Source organism: Streptomyces hydrogenans (assembly GCF_014656075.1).
GTDB classification, from domain to species: Bacteria; Actinomycetota; Actinomycetes; order Streptomycetales; family Streptomycetaceae; genus Streptomyces; species Streptomyces hydrogenans.
Window position 1 is genome coordinate 1 of sequence record NZ_BNBS01000103.1, and the last position, 21,720, is coordinate 21,720.

The 21,720-nt window shown below is 73.1% G+C and carries 22 protein-coding genes and 2 pseudogenes; 13 read left to right on the forward strand and 11 right to left on the reverse strand.

Annotated elements, in window-relative coordinates; all coding sequences use genetic code 11:
• On the forward strand, positions 1–369 hold a 369-nt coding region (locus IE321_RS31310; RefSeq protein ID WP_190225355.1), incomplete at its 5' end, for a polyprenyl synthetase family protein.
• Between the two features lie 102 nt (positions 370–471).
• On the opposite strand, the gene IE321_RS31315 is transcribed toward IE321_RS31310, so the two are convergent.
• On the reverse strand, positions 472–1,266 hold the full coding sequence (locus tag IE321_RS31315; RefSeq protein ID WP_043220364.1) for an SDR family NAD(P)-dependent oxidoreductase: 795 nt from the start codon (positions 1,264–1,266) through the stop codon (positions 472–474).
• Positions 1,267–1,792: 526 nt separating this feature from the next.
• Between IE321_RS31315 and IE321_RS31320 the strand changes: the two genes are divergently transcribed.
• Complete coding sequence (locus IE321_RS31320; protein WP_190225356.1) at positions 1,793–2,455, forward strand: hypothetical protein; 663 nt, start codon at positions 1,793–1,795, stop codon at positions 2,453–2,455.
• A 386-nt stretch (positions 2,456–2,841) separates the two neighbouring features.
• Here the strand turns inward: IE321_RS31320 and IE321_RS31325 are convergent, their stop codons facing one another.
• The 3 genes from IE321_RS31325 to IE321_RS31335 all read right to left on the reverse strand — a co-directional run bounded on the left by IE321_RS31325 (position 2,842) and on the right by IE321_RS31335 (position 5,611).
• Complete coding sequence (locus IE321_RS31325) at positions 2,842–3,393, reverse strand: hypothetical protein (RefSeq protein ID WP_190225357.1); 552 nt, start codon at positions 3,391–3,393, stop codon at positions 2,842–2,844.
• Between the two features lie 22 nt (positions 3,394–3,415).
• Positions 3,416–4,486: a DNA polymerase III subunit beta family protein gene (locus tag IE321_RS31330; protein ID WP_190225358.1), complete on the reverse strand. Its 1,071-nt coding sequence runs from the start codon at positions 4,484–4,486 to the stop codon at positions 3,416–3,418.
• Between the two features lie 195 nt (positions 4,487–4,681).
• Positions 4,682–5,611 (reverse strand): LysR family transcriptional regulator, encoded by a 930-nt coding sequence (locus IE321_RS31335; protein ID WP_190225359.1) that lies wholly within the window; start codon positions 5,609–5,611, stop codon positions 4,682–4,684.
• Between the two features lie 78 nt (positions 5,612–5,689).
• Between IE321_RS31335 and IE321_RS31340 the strand changes: the two genes are divergently transcribed.
• From IE321_RS31340 to IE321_RS31350, 3 genes are all read left to right on the forward strand, one after another.
• Complete coding sequence (locus IE321_RS31340; RefSeq protein WP_190225360.1) at positions 5,690–6,523, forward strand: SCO6745 family protein; 834 nt, start codon at positions 5,690–5,692, stop codon at positions 6,521–6,523.
• Positions 6,524–6,817: 294 nt separating this feature from the next.
• Entirely contained in the window at positions 6,818–7,222 is a 405-nt protein-coding gene (locus IE321_RS31345; RefSeq protein ID WP_043220371.1) for a VOC family protein, read from the forward strand.
• Positions 7,223–7,665: 443 nt separating this feature from the next.
• Positions 7,666–8,427: a restriction endonuclease gene (locus IE321_RS31350; protein WP_229916608.1), complete on the forward strand. Its 762-nt coding sequence runs from the start codon at positions 7,666–7,668 to the stop codon at positions 8,425–8,427.
• 409 nt (positions 8,428–8,836) lie between these two features.
• On the opposite strand, the gene IE321_RS31355 is transcribed toward IE321_RS31350, so the two are convergent.
• The 3 genes from IE321_RS31355 to IE321_RS31365 are packed head-to-tail and all read right to left on the reverse strand — an operon-like array spanning position 8,837 to position 9,914.
• A complete protein-coding gene (locus IE321_RS31355; RefSeq protein ID WP_043220373.1) occupies positions 8,837–9,103 on the reverse strand; it encodes a DUF4235 domain-containing protein in 267 nt (88 codons plus the stop codon).
• Complete coding sequence (locus IE321_RS31360; RefSeq protein ID WP_043220374.1) at positions 9,100–9,495, reverse strand: DUF3618 domain-containing protein; 396 nt, start codon at positions 9,493–9,495, stop codon at positions 9,100–9,102. Before IE321_RS31360 ends, IE321_RS31355 begins: the two co-directional genes overlap by 4 nt.
• Positions 9,492–9,914 carry a phage holin family protein gene (locus tag IE321_RS31365; RefSeq protein ID WP_190225361.1) on the reverse strand — a complete coding sequence of 141 codons (423 nt, stop codon included), beginning with the start codon at positions 9,912–9,914 and terminating at the stop codon, positions 9,492–9,494. The genes IE321_RS31360 and IE321_RS31365 overlap by 4 nt, the downstream gene beginning before the upstream one ends.
• Before the next feature lie 363 nt (positions 9,915–10,277).
• Between IE321_RS31365 and IE321_RS31370 the strand changes: the two genes are divergently transcribed.
• Positions 10,278–10,940, forward strand: coding sequence for a gamma carbonic anhydrase family protein (locus tag IE321_RS31370; protein ID WP_190225362.1), 663 nt, complete (start codon positions 10,278–10,280; stop codon positions 10,938–10,940).
• Between the two features lie 541 nt (positions 10,941–11,481).
• Here the strand turns inward: IE321_RS31370 and IE321_RS31375 are convergent.
• The gene (locus IE321_RS31375) at positions 11,482–11,637 is read right to left on the reverse strand and encodes a hypothetical protein (protein ID WP_190225363.1); all 156 of its coding nucleotides are present in this window, start codon (positions 11,635–11,637) and stop codon (positions 11,482–11,484) included.
• Positions 11,638–11,779: 142 nt separating this feature from the next.
• Between IE321_RS31375 and IE321_RS31380 the strand changes: the two genes are divergently transcribed.
• From IE321_RS31380 to IE321_RS31395, 4 genes and pseudogenes are all read left to right on the forward strand, one after another.
• Positions 11,780–12,586 (forward strand): MBL fold metallo-hydrolase, encoded by an 807-nt coding sequence (locus tag IE321_RS31380; protein ID WP_190225364.1) that lies wholly within the window; start codon positions 11,780–11,782, stop codon positions 12,584–12,586.
• A gap of 83 nt (positions 12,587–12,669) precedes the next feature.
• Positions 12,670–13,146, forward strand: coding sequence for a nuclear transport factor 2 family protein (locus tag IE321_RS31385; RefSeq protein WP_190225365.1), 477 nt, complete (start codon positions 12,670–12,672; stop codon positions 13,144–13,146).
• A gap of 587 nt (positions 13,147–13,733) precedes the next feature.
• Positions 13,734–15,254: pseudogene (locus IE321_RS31390) on the forward strand (long-chain-fatty-acid--CoA ligase).
• Between the two features lie 187 nt (positions 15,255–15,441).
• Positions 15,442–15,816 (forward strand): FKBP-type peptidyl-prolyl cis-trans isomerase, encoded by a 375-nt coding sequence (locus IE321_RS31395; protein WP_190225374.1) that lies wholly within the window; start codon positions 15,442–15,444, stop codon positions 15,814–15,816.
• A gap of 433 nt (positions 15,817–16,249) precedes the next feature.
• Here IE321_RS31395 and IE321_RS31400 read toward each other — a convergent pair whose 3' ends face one another.
• The gene (locus IE321_RS31400) at positions 16,250–18,001 is read right to left on the reverse strand and encodes an immunity 49 family protein (protein ID WP_229916610.1); all 1,752 of its coding nucleotides are present in this window, start codon (positions 17,999–18,001) and stop codon (positions 16,250–16,252) included.
• Between the two features lie 502 nt (positions 18,002–18,503).
• Between IE321_RS31400 and IE321_RS31405 the strand changes: the two genes are divergently transcribed.
• Positions 18,504–19,703: a cytochrome P450 gene (locus IE321_RS31405; RefSeq protein WP_190225366.1), complete on the forward strand. Its 1,200-nt coding sequence runs from the start codon at positions 18,504–18,506 to the stop codon at positions 19,701–19,703.
• Between the two features lie 50 nt (positions 19,704–19,753).
• On the forward strand, positions 19,754–19,981 hold the full coding sequence (locus IE321_RS31410) for a ferredoxin (RefSeq protein WP_043220388.1): 228 nt from the start codon (positions 19,754–19,756) through the stop codon (positions 19,979–19,981).
• 269 nt (positions 19,982–20,250) lie between these two features.
• Here IE321_RS31410 and IE321_RS31415 read toward each other — a convergent pair whose 3' ends face one another.
• Positions 20,251–20,763, reverse strand: coding sequence for a hypothetical protein (locus IE321_RS31415; protein ID WP_190225367.1), 513 nt, complete (start codon positions 20,761–20,763; stop codon positions 20,251–20,253).
• Positions 20,760–20,978, reverse strand: a complete 219-nt coding sequence (locus tag IE321_RS31420) for a hypothetical protein (RefSeq protein ID WP_229916612.1) — start codon at positions 20,976–20,978, stop codon at positions 20,760–20,762. The genes IE321_RS31415 and IE321_RS31420 overlap by 4 nt, the downstream gene beginning before the upstream one ends.
• On the opposite strand from IE321_RS31420, the pseudogene IE321_RS31425 reads away from it, so the two are divergent.
• A pseudogene (locus tag IE321_RS31425) lies at positions 20,969–21,358 on the forward strand (LysR substrate-binding domain-containing protein); the annotation flags it as partial. The gene IE321_RS31420 and the pseudogene IE321_RS31425 overlap by 10 nt on opposite strands.
• Positions 21,359–21,720: the final 362 nt, after the last annotated feature.

A 21,720-nucleotide genomic window follows, 5' to 3' on the forward strand; every position in this document is an offset into this window, starting at 1 on the left:
CTCGGCCTCGCCTTCCAGGCCGTCGACGACCTCCTCGGCATCTGGGGCGACCCGGCGACGACCGGCAAACCCGTCCACGCCGACCTCCACCGGGGCAAGAAGACCCATCCGGTCCTCGCCGCGCTGGCCGGCGGAAGCCGGGCCGCGCGCGAGCTGGGGACGCTGCTCGCCTCCGCCCGGCCGACCGACGCCGCCGCCGAGCGCGTCGCCTCCCTCGTCGAGGAGGCCGGGGGACGCGCCGCGACCCGCGGGGAGGCGCGCCGCCACCTGGACGCCGCCCGCGACGCCCTGCGCGCGACCCCGCTGACGCGCACGGCCGCGAGGGAACTGGACGTCCTGTTCGCCGGTTTGGCCGACCGCGTCATGTGATCCCGGTCGGCTGACCGCACCACCCCCAGGCCCTCGATGCCGCGCCCGCCCCCGTCGCCGCCCGCCGCCTCCTCCTCGCTCGTGATCCTGTCGTCCCCGGTGCTACGGCAGGATCGAGTCGACGTATCCGCCGTCGACGCGCAAGGCCCCGCCGGTGGTGGCGGAGGCGTGGTCGGAGGCCAGGTAGACGACCATCGCGGCGATCTCCTCCGGTTCGATGAGCCGCTGCAGCAGCGACTGGGGGCGGTGCTCGCGCATGAACACCCTCTGGGCCTCGTCCCAGGGCAGCGAGGAGTCGACCAGCTCGTACACGAAGTCCTCGATCCCACCCGTGTGCGTGGGCCCGGCGACGACAGAGTTGACGGTGACGCCGGTGCCCGCCGCCTGCTTGGCGAAGCCGCGCGTGACCGCCAGGAGGGCGGTCTTGGACATGCCGTAATGGATCATCTCGGCGGGAGTCACCACAGCCGAATCGCTCGCGATGTTCTGCACCCGCCCCCAGCCGCGTTCGGTCATGCCGGGCAGGTACTGGCGGATCAGCCGCACCGCGGCCAGCACGTTCACCTCGAAGTAGCGCCGCCATTCGTCGTCGCTGATCGTCAGCGGATCCGCCTCCCCGAAGATGCCGAGGTTGTTCACCAGGACGTCCACCCGCGGCAGCGCTTCCGCGGCGCGGCGCGCGCCCTCCTCGTCCGCCACGTCGGCGACCACGGGTACCAGCTCCGCGTCCGCCACCTCGGCGCGGATCGCCGCCATGGCCCGCTCCACCCGTTCCTCGCTGCGGCCGTTGACCCCCACGCGGGCTCCCGCGCGCGCCAGACCGGTGGCGATCGCGGCACCGATGCCCTGGGTGGAACCGGTGACCAGAGCGGTCCGTCCTGACAGATCGATGAGCATGCGGGAGGCCCTTCCTGCGGATCAGAGGTCACTGCCTCATGCCGTGTACCCGGTCCGGGGCCGACGGCATCAGGAGCCACCCGTCTCGCCCAAAGGGCCTGCCGAAGGCCGGGGCCGGGACCGGGGGAGGAGCACGTGGGCGGGAGGTCGTGGGATGCAGGCCCCAGAGGCTGTGGACGGGCCGTGGCGGGAAGCCCGGAGAAAGTGGCGCGTGCGGATGTGTGTCCGGGAGAAGCGGGGGTAGGCGGGGCAACGGAGCGCACGGAACCGCCTCCCGGCCGTCCGCCCGCGGTCATCCCCCCTCCCGCGGGCCCACGGCATGTGACCGCCCCGCCCGATCCCCCCACCGGCGGGGCGGTCACCGTTCCCCGGCAAGGGGCTCACCCCGTACCGGGCGGAAGCCGGCGCGCGGACACAGGCCCTCGGCCCGCCCGATGTGACGCCGACGCCGACGCCGACGCCGACGCCCGTGCTCCGTGGAGCCTCCCTGAGCTCGCTCCGGTGCCCGCCCCGTAAGGTTGCGATCATGTCGATCAACCGTCCGGGGCTCCCCGGGGATCTTCCGCCCGCCGAGACGCTGTGGGCCCGCTGGGCCCTGATCGCGGCCTTCGGCGCGACCACCGCGAACGAACGCCGGCCGAGCGCTCACCGCACCGGCCGCTGGATCGACGACGACGGACTCCACTGGGACGACGCCGGTTGCACCTGGTGGGTGATGTCCCGCATGGGCGAAGGCCGGTACGTGCTCTACGGCGAGGACGAGTCCAGCGGCACGAGATGGCACGAGCCGCCCGTCGACGTTCTCGCCGGCGGCCCCGCTTGGCTGCCGTGGGAGGAATTGAAGGACCGGCTCTCGGGCGACGAACTCGGCTGTGCGTACTGGTACGAAGACGGGGCCTGGGCCCGCGCCCCCTACCCGGACGGCCTCGACGACGACGGTCTGGACTGCGGGATGAGTGAGCTGGCGGACCGCGCGGAGGCGGCGGCCCTGCTGGCCGAGCGCCTCGCACCGGTGGACGGCGCTCCCGGTGCCGCCGCCGTCCTCGCCCTGGCGGAGGCCGGTCCGCTCCAGGACGTGGACGCGCTGCTGGCACGGGTCCGGAACCCGGACGGCGACGACCCCGACCCGTCCGCCGTGGCCAGGGCCCTCGCCCGCTCCGGCCTGACGGACGGGCCCGCGACCCGCTGACCGGTCCTGACGTGACGTCACCCGACCTGACCCGGCTCGCCGATGGCGGCGGCCATGACGGTGGCCTCGAAGTGGACGGCGAGTTCGTCGAATCCGTTGGCGACCGCCCGGTCGCGGCTCGATCCGCTTGAGCCCGCACTCGACCGCCCACCGGGCCTCGTGGTCCTCGCGGTCGAAGACGGGAGGCCGCCCGCCGGCCTTTCCGCGTCGCTTGCGGTTGGCCACCTGGTCGGCGGGCTCCGGGATCGTGCGGCGGATTCCCCGCTTTCGGGCCCGGCCGTCGTGGCGGGCACCCGCGGCGTGCTGAGGGGCCCGGCAGATCGTGGAGCCGACGTCGACCTCCCCCGTGATCGGCCCTGCCGCATCCGCCCGGGCCGGTAGTCGGATCAGCAGTCCGGGCCAGGCGCCGTCGCGCTGTCGGCGGCGGAAGAGCCGGCGGAACCAGGCGCGGAGGCCCGCCGTGACCGGTCCCGCTTGTCGATGGCCTCGGCGACCTCCTGGATGGCGCCGCGAAGGAGGTCACCGTAGGGATCCCGGGGAAGGCCGGGAGCGTGCTCCCTGGCCGCGTCGATGTGCTCGGTGGCGGCTTCGAAGGAGCCGAGACGACGGTAGTCGTCGGCCAGGTTGAGGTGCAGGGAGGGGTAGAAGCCGGCGATGTGGAGGCCGGCGTGGTGCTCCTGGACGCGCTGCTCGGTCACGGCGTCGGCGGCGTCCAGGGCCCGGATGTCCCAGGCGAGGGCCTGGGCGGGATCGTCGTAGAGATCCGCCAGGTAGTGCGCGAGGGAGCAGCGGTGGAGCGGGTCGCCGGTGACGCCGATCGCGGACCACAGGTCCAGCAGTTTCCGGCGGGCGGAAGCGGTGTCGCCGGCCTGCCCCTCGGCGAGGGCGTGACCGATCGCTTCCATGATCGGGTCGGGGCTGGCGGGTGCGGAGGTCATGGGGTGTTCCTCGTTGCCTTTCTCAGGCGGAGCGGTCGGAGTTGACGGGCATGGCCAGGGTGGTGAGATCGCCGTGATCGGCGGAGCGGATCGTGACGGGCTGGTCGTGTCCTCGCAGGTCGAGCAGTACGTCAGGGCCGATCGCGGTGCTCACGGCGGGGTACAGCGTGGTCAGCTCGAACCAGATCTGAAGGGCCTGGCCCGTGACGGTGGCCGGAAGTGTGACGCCAGGGTGTTCGCCGTCCGCTGCCGCGACGTTCACCGCGTGGTCGGCGACGTGCAGCCCGACGCGCTCGCCGGGGTGTTCCTCCAGGGCGCGCAGGAGCAGGCCCTTCGAGACCGTCGCACGGGTGGTGACCTCGCCCAGCGACGCGAGCATCAGGCGGTGGTCGGGGAACTCCTCGGTCAGCAACCGACAGTGCCGGTCCTCCTGGTCGGCCACGCGGAACCAGATTCCGTTCGAGGCCGCTTCCAGTCGCACCAGCGGACTGCGGCGGATCTCGACGACCGCGGTGCGCAGCTCGTCGCCGTTCACCGTGCCGGCCCATGTCTGCCTCGGCGCTTCGGCCGGCACCAGCGTTCTGGTGGAAAGCCGGTAGCGGTCCGTCGCCGTCAGAGTGACCGCCTCAGGGCTCGCCTCGATGCGCAGACCGGCGAGTGCCGGCATCCCGTGCCCGGGTGCGGTCGCGGTCAGGACCTGCTCGACCGCGGCCGCCAGCACGGGCCCCTTCACCGCCGCGACCGGAAGACCTGGCGCCTCGCCGAGCGAGGCCTTGATGACGGCGGCCTTCCGCCGCACGGCCGCCGCATCCGCCACGACCTTCGCGACGTGCTCGTCGAGCAGCCGGGAAGCCTCGTCGGCTCCGGAACCGAGCACGGCCTCGACAGCGACCAGGGGCATGGCGAGCTCGCGGAGCCGACGCAGCGCGGTCCCCCGGGCCACCTGGTCCGCGCTGTAGTAGCGGTAGCCCGAGACGGGATCGACCTCGGCAGGAGGCAGCAGCCCGGAGTCGGCGTAGAAGCGCAGCGCGCTGGAGGTCAGTCCACTGCGTCGGGCGAAGGCCCCGATAGGCATCAGCTCGTCATGTGACACCGCGCCATCATCGAGCTTCAACCAACCTGAAGGTCAACACCGACAAGCGCCGACAAGCACCGCCACCAAGCTCATGGCCGGCCATCACCACCGGTCTCACGAGCTGCGAGATCCTCCAGACCTGTACGGCTCAGGACGGACGCCAAGGACGAGAGGGGCGGCCTCCCTGTTCGCTCGCTGCGTGCGGTTCTGTTTTCAGGCCGGCGGGAGGTGCGCGGCGCGGTCCTGCCGCGCTGCTGTGCGGAGCGCCGTGATGACGGCCGCGGTCGTCGGGTTGGTCGTCTCGGTGTGACGCCTCGCGGCGAACAGCCGACGCAGGATCGGGTGGTCCTCGACGGGGGCCGTGCGGATTCCGGGCGCGGTCGGGTCGATGGCCGTGCGGGGGACGAGTGCGGTGGCGAGGCCGGCCCGCGCGAGGGTGAGCTGGGCGGCGATGTCCGCGGTGACGTAGCGCGTCGTGGGGGTGAAGCCGGCCTGGTGGCAGGCGTGCAGGATGGCCTGTCCGCAGTCCGTGGCCGGCGGCGGCAGGACGAGGTGGTGCGTGGCCAGGTCGCGCAGGCCGACGGGCCGTTCGTCGGATCCGCCGGTGGTTCCGTCGTCGGCGGTGACGATGAGCAGCGGGTCGTCGAGCAGCGGCGAGACCGCGATGCCCTTGGGCGTGGTCTCCGGCAGGTGGAGGTAGCGCTGACCCAGCACCACGTCGACGGTGCCGAGGGTGAGTTCGCGCAGTTGTGCCTGGTCGGTGATGAGGCAGGTGACGGCGAGCTGCGGATGATCCGCGGCCAGCGCGGTGAGCGCGGGGGCCACGATCCTGGCGACGGTCGACGGCAGCGCGCCGAGCGTGGCGACGGTGCCGACCGTGCCCTTGACCACCGCGACGGCGCACTCGGCTTCCTCCAGGGCGGCGAGGATCCGGTCGGCGTGTTCGAGGAGGACGCGGCCCGCCTCGGTGAGCGCGACGGTCCGCCCGTCGGGGCGCAGGAGATCGACCCCGACGTCGCTTCTCAGGGCGGCGAGCTGCTGGGACACCGCGCCGGCGGACAGTTCCAGGGACTGGGCGGCCGCGGTGATGGAGCCGCGGACGGCGACGGTCTTGAGCATGTGGAGACGGCGGATGTCGAGCATGACTCGATAGATTACCTAAAGGGTTCCACCAGAAAACACCCCCTTGACCTGCTGAGATGTGGGGGCGACCTTTTGTGCATGGAGATCTTCGACTGCATCGCCGCCGTGGCCGGGCCGGTCCACGACTTCGGCGACGAGTTCATGTCCGACCAGGCGACCGCCGCCATGGGCCTGCGCGCCGGGTTCGCCCCCGGGCGCGGCTTCTACTGCCGCGGCCGGTTCGGAGTGCTCGGCGAGGCACCGGCCGCTGTGGTCCAGGCGGTGCAAGGGTTCCTCGGCCCCGAACTCGTCGCCACCGGCTGGCGGGCCGGCCGGCCCGTGATGCCGGCGCAGGAGGCCGCCGCCTGCTACGCGGAGGCTGTCCGGACGTGGGGCCGCTCCCACATCCCCGCCGACGCCGACGTCGAGCACTTCAACCACCTGGCCCAGCGGTTGACCGATGCCGCCGACGCCGACTCACTGCCCCTGTTCGCAGGCTGGCGCGCGCAGCCAGTGCCCGCCGACGATCCGGTCGGGGCGGCGATGCAGCGCATCCACGTCCTGAGGGAACACCGCGGCGCCTGCCATCTCGTGGCGGTACGCCTGTCCGGCCTGAGCTCCCGGGAGGCGATGGTCGTCAACCTCGGCGTCGAGCAGGCGACCCACTACGGCTGGCGCGAGCCGGGCCCGGCCGCCGCGGCCCTGACTCCCCGGTGGCAGCACGCCGAGCGACTCACGGACGAGCTGCAGGCGCCGCTCTACACCACGCTGACCGCCCGGCAGCGTGCCGAGTTCGCCCGACTGGTCGACGCGTTGACCAGCGCCGAGCCGTCTCCGAACGCTTCGGCCGCGGCCTCGGCCGCCACGGCGATGATCACCGGATCCGAGGCCCGCCGGCAGCGCGTAGGCCCGGAGGGGAAGAACGCCCGGTGAGCGGATCCTGCGAGGGAGTGCCACGCCCTTGGGACCGAGCGGCTGTGTCGTCGACCCAAGACAGCGGAAGAGCCGCTGGTCGGCGAGCACGACCGATGCCACGAGCGCCGAGACCCCGCACCGAACCGACCCGGCCGGACCTGGCCCGGCCCTGGTGCGGCCGGCGGGACAGGAGGCGTCGTGAGGGGGCCCTCCGGACCGTGCGGGACGCGGCCGTCCCGGCTCCGCTCCGTGAGGGCGGGCGAGGCCCGATTCCCGCCGCCTGAAAGGGAGGCACGGGGGCATACGGAGTCCATGACCGTCTCGAAGAGCAGCGTCCTCGTCCTCGACAGCACCGACCCCGAGTCCCTCGCCCGCTTCTACGCCGCGCTGCTCGACGCCACCGTCGAGCCGAGCGCCGGCGGTCACGACCTCCTGCTGATCTCCGGCGCCGACGGAGCCCTCCTCGGGATCCACCGGGACCCCGGCCACGCACCGCCGAGCTGGCCCCGGCCGGAGGACTCCCAGCAGTCCCACCTGTGGATCCTCGTCGCTCCCGAAGCGCTCGACGAGGCGGAGCGCGAGGCGGTCTCCCTGGGCGCCCGCCCGGTGACCGCCGAACACAACGGCACCCGCACGGACCGCCGTACCGACGTCCGCCGCTTCATGGACCCGGCCGGGCACGCCTTCGTGCTGGCCGCGCACCACGCCTCGCTCTGACGCGGCGGAAGGCCCACGGGCCGCGCGCGAGCCCGCGTGGCCGGCGACCGAAGGACCTCGCCCTGAACGATGAGCCGGTCCTCGCCCTCCCGCGCAAGATCAGGGCGGCGGCGGAGGCCGTCCTGGGGCAGCCGGACCTCCGACAGCCCAAGAGGTTCGGGAACGGCGCCCTGCCGGTGAGAGACGCCGTCCCGGGCGATCGAGCCACGCGCATCCTGGCTGCGCGTGCCGTACGGCTTCCGAACGTGTTTCGGCGGTGCGGTCGGGGTGAGACGGGTCGTGTCAGGGGAGGGCCGGTCGGAGGAAGACGGGCCGGACGAGGGAGGGGCCGTATGCGGGGCCGTACGACGATATCCGGCGACACCAGGGTCGCAGCCAGGAGCGGGGGACGCCGGGAGGGCCCGGCGAGGCCCGCGCGGGACCTGGTGCTCGTGGTGGGGCTCGTGGGAGTGGTCACGGGAGGCGCGGCCCTGATGGTCAGGACGGCACGGTCGACCGGCTCGTACCTGCCGGCCGTCCTCGCGGCCCTCGCGCTGCTGCTGGGCGTCGGAGCGGTCCTGGCCCGGTGGAACAGGACCGCCGTGGCGCGCGGCCGGGCGGAGCGGGGCGGCCCGTGGGCGAACAGCGCCGCCGGAGTCGCGGACACGGCCCCGCTGCCCGATGCCGGCGACCCCGTGGCGGAGACCCTCCCTGGGGTGCCCGCCGCTCCACGGCCGATCCTCCCGGACGCCCCCGGCTCCGGCGGCGTCGCCGCGCCGCCCGCCGTCGACTCCGGGGCCCTGGACCACCTGGCCGTCGACCCGGACGGTTTCGAACACGCCGTCGCCGCGCTGTGCGCCCGTGACGGCTGTTCCCCCGTCGAGGTCGTCGGAGGCGCCGGTGACCTCGGCGCGGACGTGATAGCGACCACCTCCGACGGAATGCGCGTGGTCCTGCAGTGCAAGCAGTACGGGGAGGACCACCGGGTGGGATCCCCGGACCTCCAGCGCTTCGGAGGCACCTGCTACGCCGTGCACGAGGCCGACGTCGCCGTCCTTGTCACCACCAGCTCCTTCACGGATCCCGCGCTGGAGTACGCGTCCTCCTGCGGGATCGTCTGCGTCGACGGTACGGAACTGGCGGCCTGGACCGCGTCGACGGCACCGCCCCCGTGGGCGGGAGACCCCGCCCCGACCTCCCGGGACGGAAGCCCCGGCGACACCTGAGACGTCCGGTCCGCTGCCGGTCGCCGGAGTACGGGGTCGGGGTGAGGACAGCGGGCGGCACTCGGTCTCCCTTCACCGAGCGCCCGTCATGGCCCCGGGCGGTCCCAGGAGAGGAAACGATCCGCGCCCGATCACTCCGCCGACCGCCCGGCGCGAGCCTCGTACCCCGTGCGCGCGTTCACCTCCCAGGGCAGAAGAGCCGGCCCCCGCGTCCGCTCCCTGCCCGCACGGCCTGTTCACCGCCTGCGGCACGCGATCCCCCGAGCGTCCCTGACCGACCGGCCCGGCGGACCGGACGGGCCCAGGGCAGGAGGAAAGGTTGGGGCAGAAGGAAGGGCCAGGGCAGGAGGAAGGGCCGGGGACCTCCCACACGGATCCCTCGGCCCTTCTCTCCCTCTGCTTCTCTTCCTCAGCCAGGCCAGGAACCCGTCAGGCGCCGCACGGCGGTCGCCCCGGAACGGTCGGCTGCCGCCTTCACCACGGCGAAGATCGCGCCCTGGAGCGCCGCGGCGAGCAGGATCTCCTTCCAGGCACGGTTCTCGTCGGTGGCGTCGGGGGCGTCGTCCTCGTGGGCGACCACCTTCCACGTCTGCTTGAAGGCCGCAGCGGCGAGCATGCCGCTGACGGCCCCGAGCACCAGGCCGACCGGCTTGTAGGCGACCTTGGCCTTGTTCATCGCTGCCTCCGTGTCCGCATCGCGAGCACCAGTGCAGTGAGCGCCACCGTCGCGGCGATGATCGCCCCGCGATGGTTCCGGGTCGTCGCCGCGGCCTGCCCCGCCTTCTCCCGTACCGGCTCGGGCGTCCTGTCGTGGACGACCCGGGCGGCGTGCGCGGCCTTGTCCCTGAGCTTGTCGGTGACGAGCGCGGCGTTCACCACGGCCTGTTCCTTCACCTCCACCGCCTTCTCCTTGGCCTCGGCCGCCTGTTCCCTGGCCAGAGCCTTGACGTCGGCCTTGGCTACGAGGGCCTGGACGGTGCGGCCGAGTCCCTCACGGGTCTGTGAGATCTGGTCGCGCAGCACCTCGGGGGTGGGTGAGGATCCCTTGGTCTCGGGCTGATGACTCATCGGTGTGCCTTCTCCTTGATCTCGGCCACATCGGCCTTGACGCTTTCGATGGTCCGGCGCGGCGCCAAACTGCCCGCCTTGTCGATCTGCTTCTTGCCGGCGGCGGCCATCACCGCCGCCACCAGGGCCAGCACGGCCCCGACCACCAGGGCGGACGCCCATACCGGCAGGACCGTGTCGAGGGCGGCGTCGCCGGCCGCGACGAGGGCCTCGGCGGCCAGGACCCCGACGAGGCCGGCGCCGCCGAAGAGGCCGCCCCCGACGCCGTACCGTCTGCCCTTGAGCGACATCTCCGCCCTGGCGAGCTCCATCTCCTCACGGACCAGCTCCGATACCTGCTGTGACGCCCGTGCGACCAGGTCACCCACCGACGCCTCCGTCGTGTCGACGGGGCCGGGCTGCCGTCCGGCAGCACTCATGGCATCCTCACCTTCCCTCCACGTGCTGGGGCGGAACGCTTCGGCACCTCGGCAGCGGCCGACGCGAGGGCTCCCGCCCGCTCCGTGCCGCTCCTCCCCGTACCGAGGGGCAGGCCCAGCGGCACGCAGGTGCTCTCCGCGCGCGCCTACCCGCCCGCCCGCCGCTCATCCCTCGGCCTTCCCCCGAGCGCTCGCCGTGTCGGCCGGCTTCCCCCGAGCGTGCTCGCCGCGGCGGCCGGCTTCCGGTGCCGGCGGGACGCACCACGGGCGGCGCGCCCGGACTCCCGTACGGCTCGACTCCTGGTGAAGTCGATGTCCGATACCCGCCGGTGCACCGGCGGTCGGCTGCGTGAGAATCGGCTCGTGACAGCCGAACCGCGGGGAATCCGCATCCGTCATCGGGGCCACCGACCGCAGGTCCACCCCACCGCCTACGTCGCCCCGACGGCCACCCTCGTCGGCGACGTCCGCGTGGGGCCGAGGGCACGGGTGATGTACGGCGCGGTGCTCGACGCGGAAGGGGCCCGGATCGAGATCGGGGAAGCGACGGTGATCTGCGAGAACGCCGTGCTGCGCGGTTCCGCCGTCGCCGGTGACCAGCCGGTGCTCGTCGGCGATCACGTCTTCGTGGGTCCGCATGCCACGCTGCTGGGCTGCCGGGTCGGCAGGTGCGTTTATGTGGCCACCGCGGCGACGGTCCTCCAGGAAGCACGGCTGGGGGACGGCTCGGTGGTCGCCGTCGGTGCCCTCGTCCATGCGCGAGCCGTCGTGCCGGACGAGTTCTTCGTGCCGCCGCACACCGTGGCGCTCGACGAGCCGGTACGCCTGCTGGCGCCCGGTGATCCAGGTCTTGCCGAGGCCATCGGCCGGGTGGGCTTCGCACAGGTGGCGTTCGGCGTCGACGCGGAGTGGACCGACCGCGTCGCCCGGTACGAGCGCATCGCGGAGGTGCGGGTCGCCGAGTTCGGCGCGCACACGGACGACGAGGTCCTGAGCCCTGGTCCACAGGGCGCCGGGGAAGCCTGAGGGGCAGTCACCTGCTCCGGCCGCGGGGAGGCCGGTGCCGGTTCCGGTGTCGGGGTTCGCTCCCGCGCGCAGCCTTTCTCAGTCCTCCACGACCCATGTGTCGCCGTGGGCGCGCCGATGACCCCCTGACAAGAGAGCGGCCCCGTGCGGGCAGACCGGCCACGCCGGTCGCACCCCGACGCCCTCGCGCCCCACGCGTTCACCACGGCTGCGGACGGGTTCTCGGTTCGGACATCCGTCCGACGGGCGCTGCCCCGCAGCAGGCCGTGGGCTTGCGCGCCGACCTCATGCGTAAGGGTCCGCGGACGCTCCCGGCTGCTGCGTCCCGGGCCCGGAAGGGCTGCTGCCGCCCCGGGCCCGGAACGGGCGCCCGGCCAGGCGCCGAGCACGGGCCGGTCGACGCCCGCCGGGCCTCGAAGGCGTCACCGCGATGCGCGATGCGCACTGGACAGGTCGAGGCATTACGTCCCGGGCCACGAGCGCTACTTCCTGCGGCCACCTGAGCATCCCCGAACGCCAACCACCGACACCCGCTGACCTCTTACGCGACCAGCCAGGAGACGCTCCGGCTCCGAGACCGGGCGCTGTCGGCGAGAGCGGCGGCACCGGCCACGAGCGCGTCGGCGATCTCCATGCCGGTGACCTCGGCGCGGTATCCGAGCGGCCGTGCCCGCACCTGGGCGGAGGAGGTGAACACGCAACCGGAACGGCATTTTTCGCTTGCTCCCGCCCACTCCCTGGGGTCGACTGCGGAGGGCGTGCCGACCGGGACATCCCGGCACCCCACCGCCTTCCCGTCCCCGCCCCGTCCCGCCCCGCGCATAAGGAGCCGCACCACCATGACGTCGCCTTCCCCCCTTCCCCGTCACGACGGTCAGGTCCTGGTCGTCGGCGGCCCCACGACCGTTCTCGACCTCGGCGGCCTCCGCATCGTGTCCGACCCGACCTTCGACGATCCGGGCCCGCACGGCCGCCTGACCAAGACCGAGGGTCCGGCCCTCGTCGAGGACCGGCTCACCGTCGCCTACCTGGTGCTGGTCAGCCACGACAACCACGCCGACAACCTCGACGACCGCGGACGCGCCTTCGCGCTCGCCGCCCCGCTGCTGCTCACCACCACCGGGGGTGCCGCCCGGCTCGGCGTCCCCGCGAAGGGCCTGGCCGCCTGGGACACCCACCTGCTCACCCGCCCGGACGGCGGTGAGCTGACCGTCACCGCCGTGCCGGCCGTCCACGGCCCCGAGGACGGTGAACGGGACGCGGACGGCGAGGTCAACTGCCAGGTCATCGGTTTCGTCCTCGCCGGAGACGGACTCCCCACCGTCTACATCAGCGGCGACAACGCCTCCCTGCGGACCGTCACCGAGATCGCCCGCCGCACCGGCACCGTCGCCGCCGCCGTCCTGCACGCGGGCGCCGTCCGGGTCCCCGGAAGGTTCCGCGGGCGCCCGCTCAGCCTCGACAGCGCCCGCACGGCCGCTGCCGCCGCGATCCTCGGAGCCCCCGTCAACATCCCCGCCCACTACACCGGCTGGGCCCACTTCACCGAAGGACGCGACGCCATCGAGCACGCCCTCGACGACGCCGGCCTCGCCCCCGTCCTCCGCATCGCGGACCACGGCACCTGGCTTCCTCTCAAGCCCTGACCGCTCCCACCGATCCGAACGAGCACGACAGCGGCAGCGCACCACGGCAACCTCAAGCCACAACGATCCGGAAGGACACGCTGATGCCCGGTACCCCCGCCCCCCAGGTCCGCCCTCCCCTGCCCCCGTTCACCGAGGCCGACGCGCTCGCGAAGGTGCAGGCCGCCGAAGACGCGTGGAACACCCGTGACCCCGACCGCGTGGCCCTCGCCTACACGGAGGACTCGGTGTGGCGCAACCGCGACACCTTCGTGACCGGCCGGGCGGAGATCCGGCGGTTCCTCGCCGAGAAGTGGGGCAGGGAGCTCGACTACGCGCTGCGCAAGGAGCTGTGGTCCTTCGGCGACGACCGGATCGCCGTCCGCTTCCAGTACGAATGGCACGACGCGGACGGTGGACACTGGCGCTCCTACGGCAACGAACTGTGGGAGTTCGACGCCACCGGCCTGATGCGCCGACGTGAGGCGAGCATCAACGACGTCCCGATCCGGGCGGAGGAACGACGCATCTTCGGCCCGAGGCCCCTGGAACAGCGTGGAGACGCGCTGCCCCTGGCGTGACACGGAGCGCTCGCCGTCCGGCGTGCGAGCCACTGGGGAGCGGGCCGGCGTCGGGCGCGACCGCAGGCAGGCAAGCCCGCTCCTCACGCACGCAGGCAGCGGGCCCCGTCCGTCACGGGGCTCCCCGGCACGCCCTGCCGCTCTCATCGCCGGATGTCGTCCCGTCGCGCGCGGTCGCCCGCTCCCGCGACGGTGCCGCCCCCCGTCGGGCGGGCGGTGCGCGCCTTGTGGGTTCGGCACCGCCCCAGAACTCCTCGACCCGTGCGGGACCGGTGCGTCCCGGGCCTGGTGCGCCGACACGCCTCTTTCCATGGGCGCGGCCTCTGGCTATAGTCCAAAACTAGCAGTGCTAATTTTACGGCGAGGTCGGAGGAACGACGGGAGACCACCAGCAGACGTACCGCGCGCTCGGGGCCGTACGAGCCGAGCGCGGGACGGCGTCGTCGAAGCCGTCCTCGGCGACGCCTCTCTTCGCCGGCTGCCGGCCGCCGTAGGCGTCCCCGGCACCCTCCGATGCCCGGTCGCGGCCCGCGGCGTCCTCCGCCGATCCAGAGCCGCACCAGCACGGAACGGAGCAGATCCTCCCCATGTCCACTCTCTCGCTCGCCGCGATCGTCGCCGACAACGCCCGCCGCAGGCCCGACAAAGAGGCACTCGTCCAGGGGGAACTGCGCCTGACGTTCGGCGAGGTGTGGGACCAGGTCCGCACGCGGGCGGCCGCGCTCGTCGAGCGGCTCGGTGTCCGCCCCGGTGACCGGGTGGCCCTGATGGCGCCGAACACCGTCGACTTCCCGCTCGCCTACTACGCGATCCTCGCGGCCGGTGGCGTGGTCGTCCCCGTCCACCTGCTGCTCTCCGCCCGGGAGGTCGAACACGTCCTGCGCGACAGCGGGGTGAAGCTGCTGCTGTGCCACCCCTCGCAGGCCGCCGACGGCACCGCCGCCGCCGCGGCCGTCGCCGACCGCGTCACCGGTCTCGGAGACGGCGGCGAACTCGACGTCCTCGCCGAGGAGACCGCCCCGATCCGGGTCTACGCGGCTCGCGCGGCCGACGACCCGGCCGTCATCTTCCACACCGGCGGCACCACCGGCGTGCCCAAGGGCGCGGTGCTCAGTCACCTCAACCTGGTGATGAACGCGACCGTCGACGCCTTCGACTGCAACGAGTACCGCCCCGACGACATCGTCCTCGGCTCGCTCCCCCTCTTCCACGCCTTCGGGCAGACCACCTCCCTGAACGCCGTGTGGCGCGCGGGCAAGACCCTCGTGCTGCTGCCCTGCTTCGACGCGGCCGCGGCCCTCGACGTCATGGCCCGCGAGAAGGTCACGGTCTTCCACGGCGTGCCCACCATGTACATCCACCTCCTTGCCGCCGCGGAGACGGCCGAGCGTCTGCCCCGCCTGCGCATCGCCGTCTCCGGCGGCGCCTCGCTGCCGGTCACCGTGCTCGAACGCTTCCAGAGCCTGTTCGGCTCCCCGGTCTACGAGGGCTACGGTCTGAGCGAGACCTCGCCCGCCGCCACCGTCAACCAGCCCTGAAATGGCGGGCGGCCGGGCACCGTCGGGCACGCGATCTGGGGCGTGGACGTGGAGATCGCCCGCGCCGAGACGGACGACCGCGTCGACCTGCTCCCCACCGGCGAGCTGGGCGAGATCGTCGTACGCGGCCACAACGTCTTCACCGAGTACCTGGGCCGTCCCGACGCCACCGCCGAAGCGATCGTGGACGGCTGGTTCCGCACCGGCGACCTCGGGACCAAGGACGCCGACGGCTACCGCACCATCGTCGACCGCAAGAAGGACCTCGTCATCCGCGGCGGTTACAACGTCTACCCCCGCGAGATCGAGGAGGTGCTCATGCGCCACCCCGGCATCGCCCAGGCCGCCGTCATCGGCCTCCCCGACGACGTGCACGGCGAGGAGGTCTGCGCCGTCCTGGTCCCGAGGCCGGACGCGGACCTCGATTCCGGGGAAGTGATCGCCTGGTCCAGGGAGCACCTCGCCAAGCACAAGTACCCGCGCCGCGTCGAGATCACCGGCGAGCTCCCGCTCGGCCCGAGCATGAAGGTCCTCAAGCGCGAGCTGAAGGCGACGTACGCGAAGGGCTGACCGCTTGGACGAGGTGGCCACCGGACGGAAAACCCGCCTTCCCGGGGCGCGGAACACCGCCCGGGTGCGGGCGGCGCCGGTGTGCCCTGACACCTGTGCGGCTGTCCGGGGCCCGCGGTCGTAGAGAATGATCACCAGGCAGGCGGCCGACGACAGGTCGGCCGACCACGAGAGCGAGGAGCGGGCGATGAGCCTTGAGCGACCGGAGATCGATTCCCCCCAGGGCCGGCCGTCCCCCTATCTGCACATCGAGGACGTGGTGGTCGGAGACGGGGCCGAGGCCGTCAAGGGGGCCACCGTGACGGTCCACTACGTGGGCGTGGCCCACTCCACCGGCGAGGAGTTCGACGCCTCCTGGAACCGCGACCAGGCCTTCGACTTCGTCCTCGGAGGGCGTCAGGTCATCAAGGGCTGGGACCAGGGACTGCGGGGCATGAGGGTCGGCGGCCGGCGCGAGCTGGTGATTCCGCCCCACCTGGCCTACGGCGACCGCTCGCCCTCGCCGGCCATCAAGCCGGGCGAGACCCTGATCTTCGTCGTGGACCTCCTCTCGGTCGGCTGACAGCGGGACCGCGCCCTCCGGGCGTACCGGACGGACGTGAGGTGAGGGGCGGACGCGAGGAACCCCGGCCACAGGCAGGGGCCCTCGCACCCGCGTACGTCGCACGGCGCGGGACCGCTCGCCTTCCCCTCGACCCGTCCTGCGCGGACGGACGGCGTCGGCCCGCCGCCGTGGTCCGGCGCCCGGTGCCCTCCCTGTCACAAGCGGCCGCTACGTTGCGGTTCAGCACAGAGGCGAGCCGGAGCAGGGGAGCGGTCATGATGGTCGAGGTGGGGTACGCCCGGGCGTGGGACGTGCGGGCCCATGCCCCCTGGCGGCCGATATCGGTGGCGGAGGCCCGGGAACGGGACGCCGTCGGCCCCTGATCCGTCCCGTCGACCACAGCCCCCCTCTCCCGGGCTCCGCCCCATGGCCCGCCCGTCCGTCCTCCGTCCTAGAAGGGTTCGGCGCTCCGCACGAGGTCCCGCGGAAGGTAGGGGGACTCGACGCGGATGGCCCAGCCGCGCCTGCGGGCGTGGCAGACCAGGGCGAGGACGTCCAGGTTCACGGCGGCTTCCGGATCATCGGCGCGGTCCGCGACCTGGTAGTAGGCGCGGTGGGCTTCGAGCGCGTCGGCCAGGGCCAGGTTGAAGCTCTCCTCGTCGCCTTCGACGAGCTGTGACAGCAGGACGGTCGGCGGCATCGCGAAGCCCCAGTCCTTGGCGGACTCGGCGTACTGCAGGGCCCGCTGCGCGGCGCGTTCGGGTTCGGCGCCCTTCAGGTAGGCGTGGAGGGCAGCGCGGTACGGGCCGAAGGCGGAGCGGTCCGGGCCGGCGAAGTCGGGACCGGTGAGGACCAGGGGAGCGAGGTTCTCCCGCACGCCGGTGATCAGGGCGAAGGCCGTGGCCGTCTGCCAGTTGTGGGCGCCGGCCGTCACCTTGCCGCCGCCCGGGTAGCGCAGCGTGCGGCCGTCGACCGTCACCTCGGCGTCGGTGCCCGGCTCCGCGAGGGCGACGCGGAACAGGGCCGCGCCTGCCTGCGCGGCCAGTCGCAGGCTCGTCCTCTGGGCGTCCGTGAGGTCGCCGGGGCTCGCGGAACGCCACAGGAAGAGCCGTTCCTGATCGCCCATGACGCTCTCCAGCTTCCGCAGCGACAGGGAGGCGCCGTCGACCGGTGTGAACGCCTCGCGGAGGTCTTCCTCGTACATGGCCTCCACCTCCGCGCTCACCTTCCTCTCGCACGCGGGCCGCTCCACGACCAGCGGGCCCGCGGCGAGCGCGGCGACCGCGTCCGGCCGCCTGTCCCTGCCGAGCCCGCCGACCCGCGGGCCCCGCGTCTCGAAGCCGGTGACCAGCGCGTGCGGGAGGTAGTCGGTGCGCACGGCCGGCGCCCACCCCAGGGTGCGGTACGCGAACGCGCCGAGGGCGATCGGGACGAGCGGGAGCAGGCTGCTCGGCGGGGCCGAAGGGCCGTGCACGGCGTTCTCCCTGGCGAGGAGATCGGCCAGCGCCGTGTCGAAGGCCGGCCGGTCCTCGGAGGCCAGCGCGCGCAGAGCGCGCAGGGCCACGCTGTCCGACCGGTCGAGCAGGGGCTCGCCGCTCGCCTCCGCACGTGCCCGGACGCGCTCCAGGGCCGCGTCGACGGCGGCGATCTTGGCCTGCGCGCTCGGCGGGTACTCCTCGTCGTGACCGGTGTGGTCCAGGACCACGGCCGTCAGACCCGTCGCCAGCTCGCCGCCGGGCGTTCCCTGCGCCTTCGCCTCGAACTTCTGGCGGGCGAAGTGGAAAGCCTCGCCGTGCCACGTGGCCCTGTCCGTGAGGACCGCCAGGCACAGCGCGTCGGTCCACTCCCCGGGCGTGACGCTCTCCGCCGGGGCGTCCTCGCCCGGGTCGTAGCTCATGCCGAAGTTCACGTACGACAGGAAGACGTTGAAGGAGCAGTGCGGGTGATAGGCGGCGTAGGCGACGGCACCGGCCGCGGCCTCGGCGGCGTCCTTGAGGACGGCCTTCGCCTCCGCGCTGTCGAGGCCGGGGCTCTCGACGGACAGGGCACCCAGGTAGTCCAGGAACTCGTCGGCGATCGACTGCCAGGCGTACGTCGCCATCCGGCCGCCCCTCGACAGCGACCGCACGTGCCCCCCGATGCGGTTCGTGAAGTCCTCGCGCGCCGCCGACACGGCGGCCCCGCTCACCTGGTGACGCTCCATGCGCACAGTCCCACTCCTTGATCGATCTCGCTCCAGCCTAGATGCCGGGTCCGACAGACCGGTCCGTCGCGTCCAGAGCTCTGGGCGATGGGCGGGTACCGTGGGTCTGGTAGGTCCGGTGGGACTGGTAGGTCGGGTGAAGTGGTCGGCCGCTGTGTGGAATCCGGGCTGGTGTGTGGCAACGCTCCCCGCTGACGCGGGGGATGACCCGATGCTGTCGAGCCCGATCGTCTCCGTCTTCTTCCCGCTCCCCGCCTCCGTGGGGACGGCCGCGAGCCGGGCGGCGTGCCCGTCCCCGGGCGGGCAGGTGTGCGTCGGCTTCGTCGTCCACCCGAGCGCCCTTCCGGACGTCGTCCCCGGGCCCCGTCGCGCGCCCGGCGGAACGGTGCCACCCGTTCCGGCGGATTGGCCGAACTCTGCGTAGACCGGATAGATGCCTGGGGCATGTAGTGGGTGTGGCGCCAACGCCGGAGCCAACGATCAGCCGTCTGCGAGGTTCCTGATGACGACAACGGAAGAAGCCGTCGCCTTTCCCCAGAGCCGATCCTGCCCCTACCATCCCCCGGCCGCCTACGACCCCCTGCGCCACGACCGTCCCCTGTCCCGGGTCACCCTGTGGGACGGCCGGGAAGTGTGGTTCGTGACCGGACACCCCACCGCGCGGGCCCTGTTGGCCGATCAGCGCCTGTCCACCGACTCCACCCACCCCGACTTCCCGATTCCCACGGAAAGGACCCAGGCCCTCCGCAGCCGACGGCGCGCCGCGCTCCTCGGATGGGACGACCCCGAGCACAACGTCCAGCGCAGGATGCTGATCCCGAGCTTCTCGCTCAAGCGCACGGACGCCATGCGTCCCCGGATCCAGGCGACCGTGGACCGGCTGCTCGACGCCATGGAGGCGGCGGGGCCGACGGCCGAGCTGGTGAGCGCGTTCGCGCTGCCGGTGCCCTCGATCGTCATCTGCGACCTCCTGGGTGTTCCGTACGAGGACCACGACTTCTTCGAGGAACAGTCCCGACGGCTGCTCCGCGGCCCGACGGGCGAGGACATCGAGGACGCGCTGGCCCGGCTGGAGGGCTACCTCGGCGACCTCATCGACGCCAAACGCGCCGAGCCCGGCGAAGGTGTCCTGGACGACCTGGTCGCACGGCAGGCGCGGGAGGGCGGCCCCGACCGCGAGGAGCTGGTGCAACTGGCCACCATCCTGCTCGTCGCCGGGCACGAGACCGCCGGCAACATGATCTCCCTGGGGACGTACACGCTGCTGCGGCACCCCGAGCGGATGGCGCAGCTCCGAGCGGATCCGAGCCTGCTGCCGACGGCCGTGGAGGAGCTCCTGCGGTTCCTGTCGATCGCGGACGGCATGCTGCGCGTGGCCCGTGAGGACCTGGAGATCGACGGGACGGTCATCCGTGCCGGTGAGGGGGTGGTGTTCTCCACCTCCCTCATCAACCGCGACGGCGCGGTCTACGCCGACCCGGACGCACTCGACTGGGAGCGCACGGCCCGGCACCACGTCGCCTTCGGCTTCGGCATCCACCAGTGCCTGGGCCAGAACCTGGCGCGCGCGGAACTGGAGATCGCCCTCGGCACCCTGCTACGGCGCCTGCCCGGCCTGCGACTGGCGGCTCCCGCCGAGGAGATCCCCTTCAAGCCGGGCGACACCATCCAGGGGATGCTGGAACTCCCCGTCGCCTGGTGAGCACCTCCGCCATGCCCGAACCCGGCTCCACGAGAAGGGAAAGCCCACCGGTGCGCATCTCCATCGACCCGGACATCTGTATGGGGGCCGGCCAGTGCGCCCTGGTCTCGCCCGATGTCTTCACCCAGGACGACGACGGCTTCGGCACCGTCCTGCCCGGCCGCGAGGACGGGGCGGGCGGAACCCTGGTCCGCGAGGCGGCCCGTGCCTGTCCCGTCCAGGCGATCAGCCTGGGGGAGACGCAGGCACGGACACAGGCACCGGCGTCGGACCGGTGAACAAAGGCGGCAGGCGCGCCGTCGCCCTCCCCGGCTGGACCAGGTGGCCCGGTCGCGGCCGCGGGGACGACCGGAGCGCCGGGCGACGGCGGCCTTCCGCCCGGAGACGGTTCTCGCACGTCCTGCGGGTTGACCGCTGGTCGCGGTGGCGGTGGCCTGATCGCTGAAGGGGGTCGCGGTTCATGGACGGCACGCCACCGCTCCATGGCTGAGGCTGAGCTTGAGGCGTGGCGCTCGCCGGCATCCCCATGCGTCGTCGCCCCCGTTCTCTACTGCACGTGGCGATACCAGCGTCGGTGCACCGCGGGTTCGACGCACAGTACGGCGGCGCCCGCGATCGTGCCGACCAGGAGAGCGGGGGCTCCGCCGCCGTTGACGAGCGCGCCGAGACAGGCTGCCGCGACGGCGAGCGGGCGCAGCAGCGTCAGCGGGCCGAGTCCGATGACCACGGCGAGGGTGCCGGCGCGGAAGGGCAGAGCGAGGTACGCCGAGAGCGAGACCGCCACGACGGCGGTGTAGACGGCGAGCGGAAGCAGGTAGCCGACGGCCCCAGCGGCCAGCGTGTCGAAGGTCCCGGCCGGGTCGCGCGCGGTCAGCAACAGGACGGTGGCGGTGAACGCGGGGGCGAGCAGGAGCACGGCCCCGACGGCCAGTCCGCGCACGGCCGCTCGCGCCGTGGCCCGGCGCTTGCGGATCCGGGCGTCGCGGCCGGCATAGGCGCGGAAGCCGCTGAACGACGCGTCGATCAGCCCGAGGAGCGCGAGCAGTATCGCGGGCGTCATCCGATGGCCTCGGCCAGGTGCTCCGGGCCGACCAGCCGACGCGCGGCCCGTCCCAGGGCCAGACGGAGCGGCGCCTCCAGCTGCGGGCGCACTCCGATGACCGGCCGCAGCGTGGTGCAGAACGGGTTCGCCGAGCCGCGCGGCTCGTACAGCAGCGGACGGATGCCGGGTGCGGTGGCGGCGCGCAGCAGGGTTTCGTCGCTGTGTGCGCGCACTGCGGGCCGACCCGGTCGGCGTGGTCCTGCGCGCCGACGATCCGCTGGCCCGCCGCGACGGGCTGCGCCTGGCCGAACTGAGCGACCGTCGCTGGTTCCGGTTCCCGCAGGGAACCGACCCCCTCTGGCAGTCCTACTGGAACGGCGGCACGCCGCGCGAGGGCCCCGTCGTGCGCGCCGTCCAGGAATGCCTGCAGGCCGTGCTGTGGAACAGCACGGTCGGCCTGGCCCCGCTCGGACACGACCTGCCCGCGGAGTTCACCGTGGTGCCGCTGCTCGACATGCCGCCGAGCCGAGTGGTGGTGGTGTGGAGCGAGGGCGACACCAATCCGCTGATCCGTCCTTTCATCGACATCGCGACCACCGCGTACCGCCCCTGACGAAGCGAATCCGTGGCCGCCGCCCCTCAGGGAGACCCGGGGAGCCGCATCACCCGATCTCCCATCTCCTGCAGGGGGTCAGGGAATCGGGCCGCACGGGCAGCTCGAACCCAGTGGTCCGCTGCATCGGCCGAGGCGTGCCGACGCCGACCGGACCGCGCTCCCGCCCCGGGGCCCGGCCTCCCGCCTCCTGCCTTCCCCGACCCCCTCAAGCGGGGCCGGAGTGTTCCCGTCGCATCCATCAACTAGTCGTGATCATGGCCTTGACCTGCGGATTTCGTATGAGTCGCTGGTGTGAACAGTGGGCGAATCCCTGGCGTGACGGGTTCTGGAGGTGCCGTGTCACGTCCTAGCCTCCCCGG

Excerpts from the sequence above, each read along its gene's own strand:
- IE321_RS31315 (WP_043220364.1), bottom strand. The coding sequence starts at position 1,266 with ATGCTCATCGATCTGTCAGGACGGACCGCTCTGGTCACCGGTTCCACC.
- IE321_RS31320 (WP_190225356.1), top strand. The coding sequence starts at position 1,793 with ATGTCGATCAACCGTCCGGGGCTCCCCGGGGATCTTCCGCCCGCCGAG.
- IE321_RS31325 (WP_190225357.1), bottom strand. The coding sequence starts at position 3,393 with ATGACCTCCGCACCCGCCAGCCCCGACCCGATCATGGAAGCGATCGGT.
- IE321_RS31335 (WP_190225359.1), bottom strand. The coding sequence starts at position 5,611 with ATGCTCGACATCCGCCGTCTCCACATGCTCAAGACCGTCGCCGTCCGC.
- IE321_RS31340 (WP_190225360.1), top strand. The coding sequence starts at position 5,690 with ATGGAGATCTTCGACTGCATCGCCGCCGTGGCCGGGCCGGTCCACGAC.
- IE321_RS31345 (WP_043220371.1), top strand. The coding sequence starts at position 6,818 with ATGACCGTCTCGAAGAGCAGCGTCCTCGTCCTCGACAGCACCGACCCC.
- IE321_RS31355 (WP_043220373.1), bottom strand. The coding sequence starts at position 9,103 with ATGAACAAGGCCAAGGTCGCCTACAAGCCGGTCGGCCTGGTGCTCGGG.
- IE321_RS31360 (WP_043220374.1), bottom strand. The coding sequence starts at position 9,495 with ATGAGTCATCAGCCCGAGACCAAGGGATCCTCACCCACCCCCGAGGTG.
- IE321_RS31365 (WP_190225361.1), bottom strand. The coding sequence starts at position 9,914 with ATGAGTGCTGCCGGACGGCAGCCCGGCCCCGTCGACACGACGGAGGCG.
- IE321_RS31380 (WP_190225364.1), top strand. The coding sequence starts at position 11,780 with ATGACGTCGCCTTCCCCCCTTCCCCGTCACGACGGTCAGGTCCTGGTC.
- IE321_RS31385 (WP_190225365.1), top strand. The coding sequence starts at position 12,670 with ATGCCCGGTACCCCCGCCCCCCAGGTCCGCCCTCCCCTGCCCCCGTTC.
- IE321_RS31395 (WP_190225374.1), top strand. The coding sequence starts at position 15,442 with ATGAGCCTTGAGCGACCGGAGATCGATTCCCCCCAGGGCCGGCCGTCC.
- IE321_RS31400 (WP_229916610.1), bottom strand. The coding sequence starts at position 18,001 with ATGGAGCGTCACCAGGTGAGCGGGGCCGCCGTGTCGGCGGCGCGCGAG.
- IE321_RS31405 (WP_190225366.1), top strand. The coding sequence starts at position 18,504 with ATGACGACAACGGAAGAAGCCGTCGCCTTTCCCCAGAGCCGATCCTGC.
- IE321_RS31415 (WP_190225367.1), bottom strand. The coding sequence starts at position 20,763 with ATGACGCCCGCGATACTGCTCGCGCTCCTCGGGCTGATCGACGCGTCG.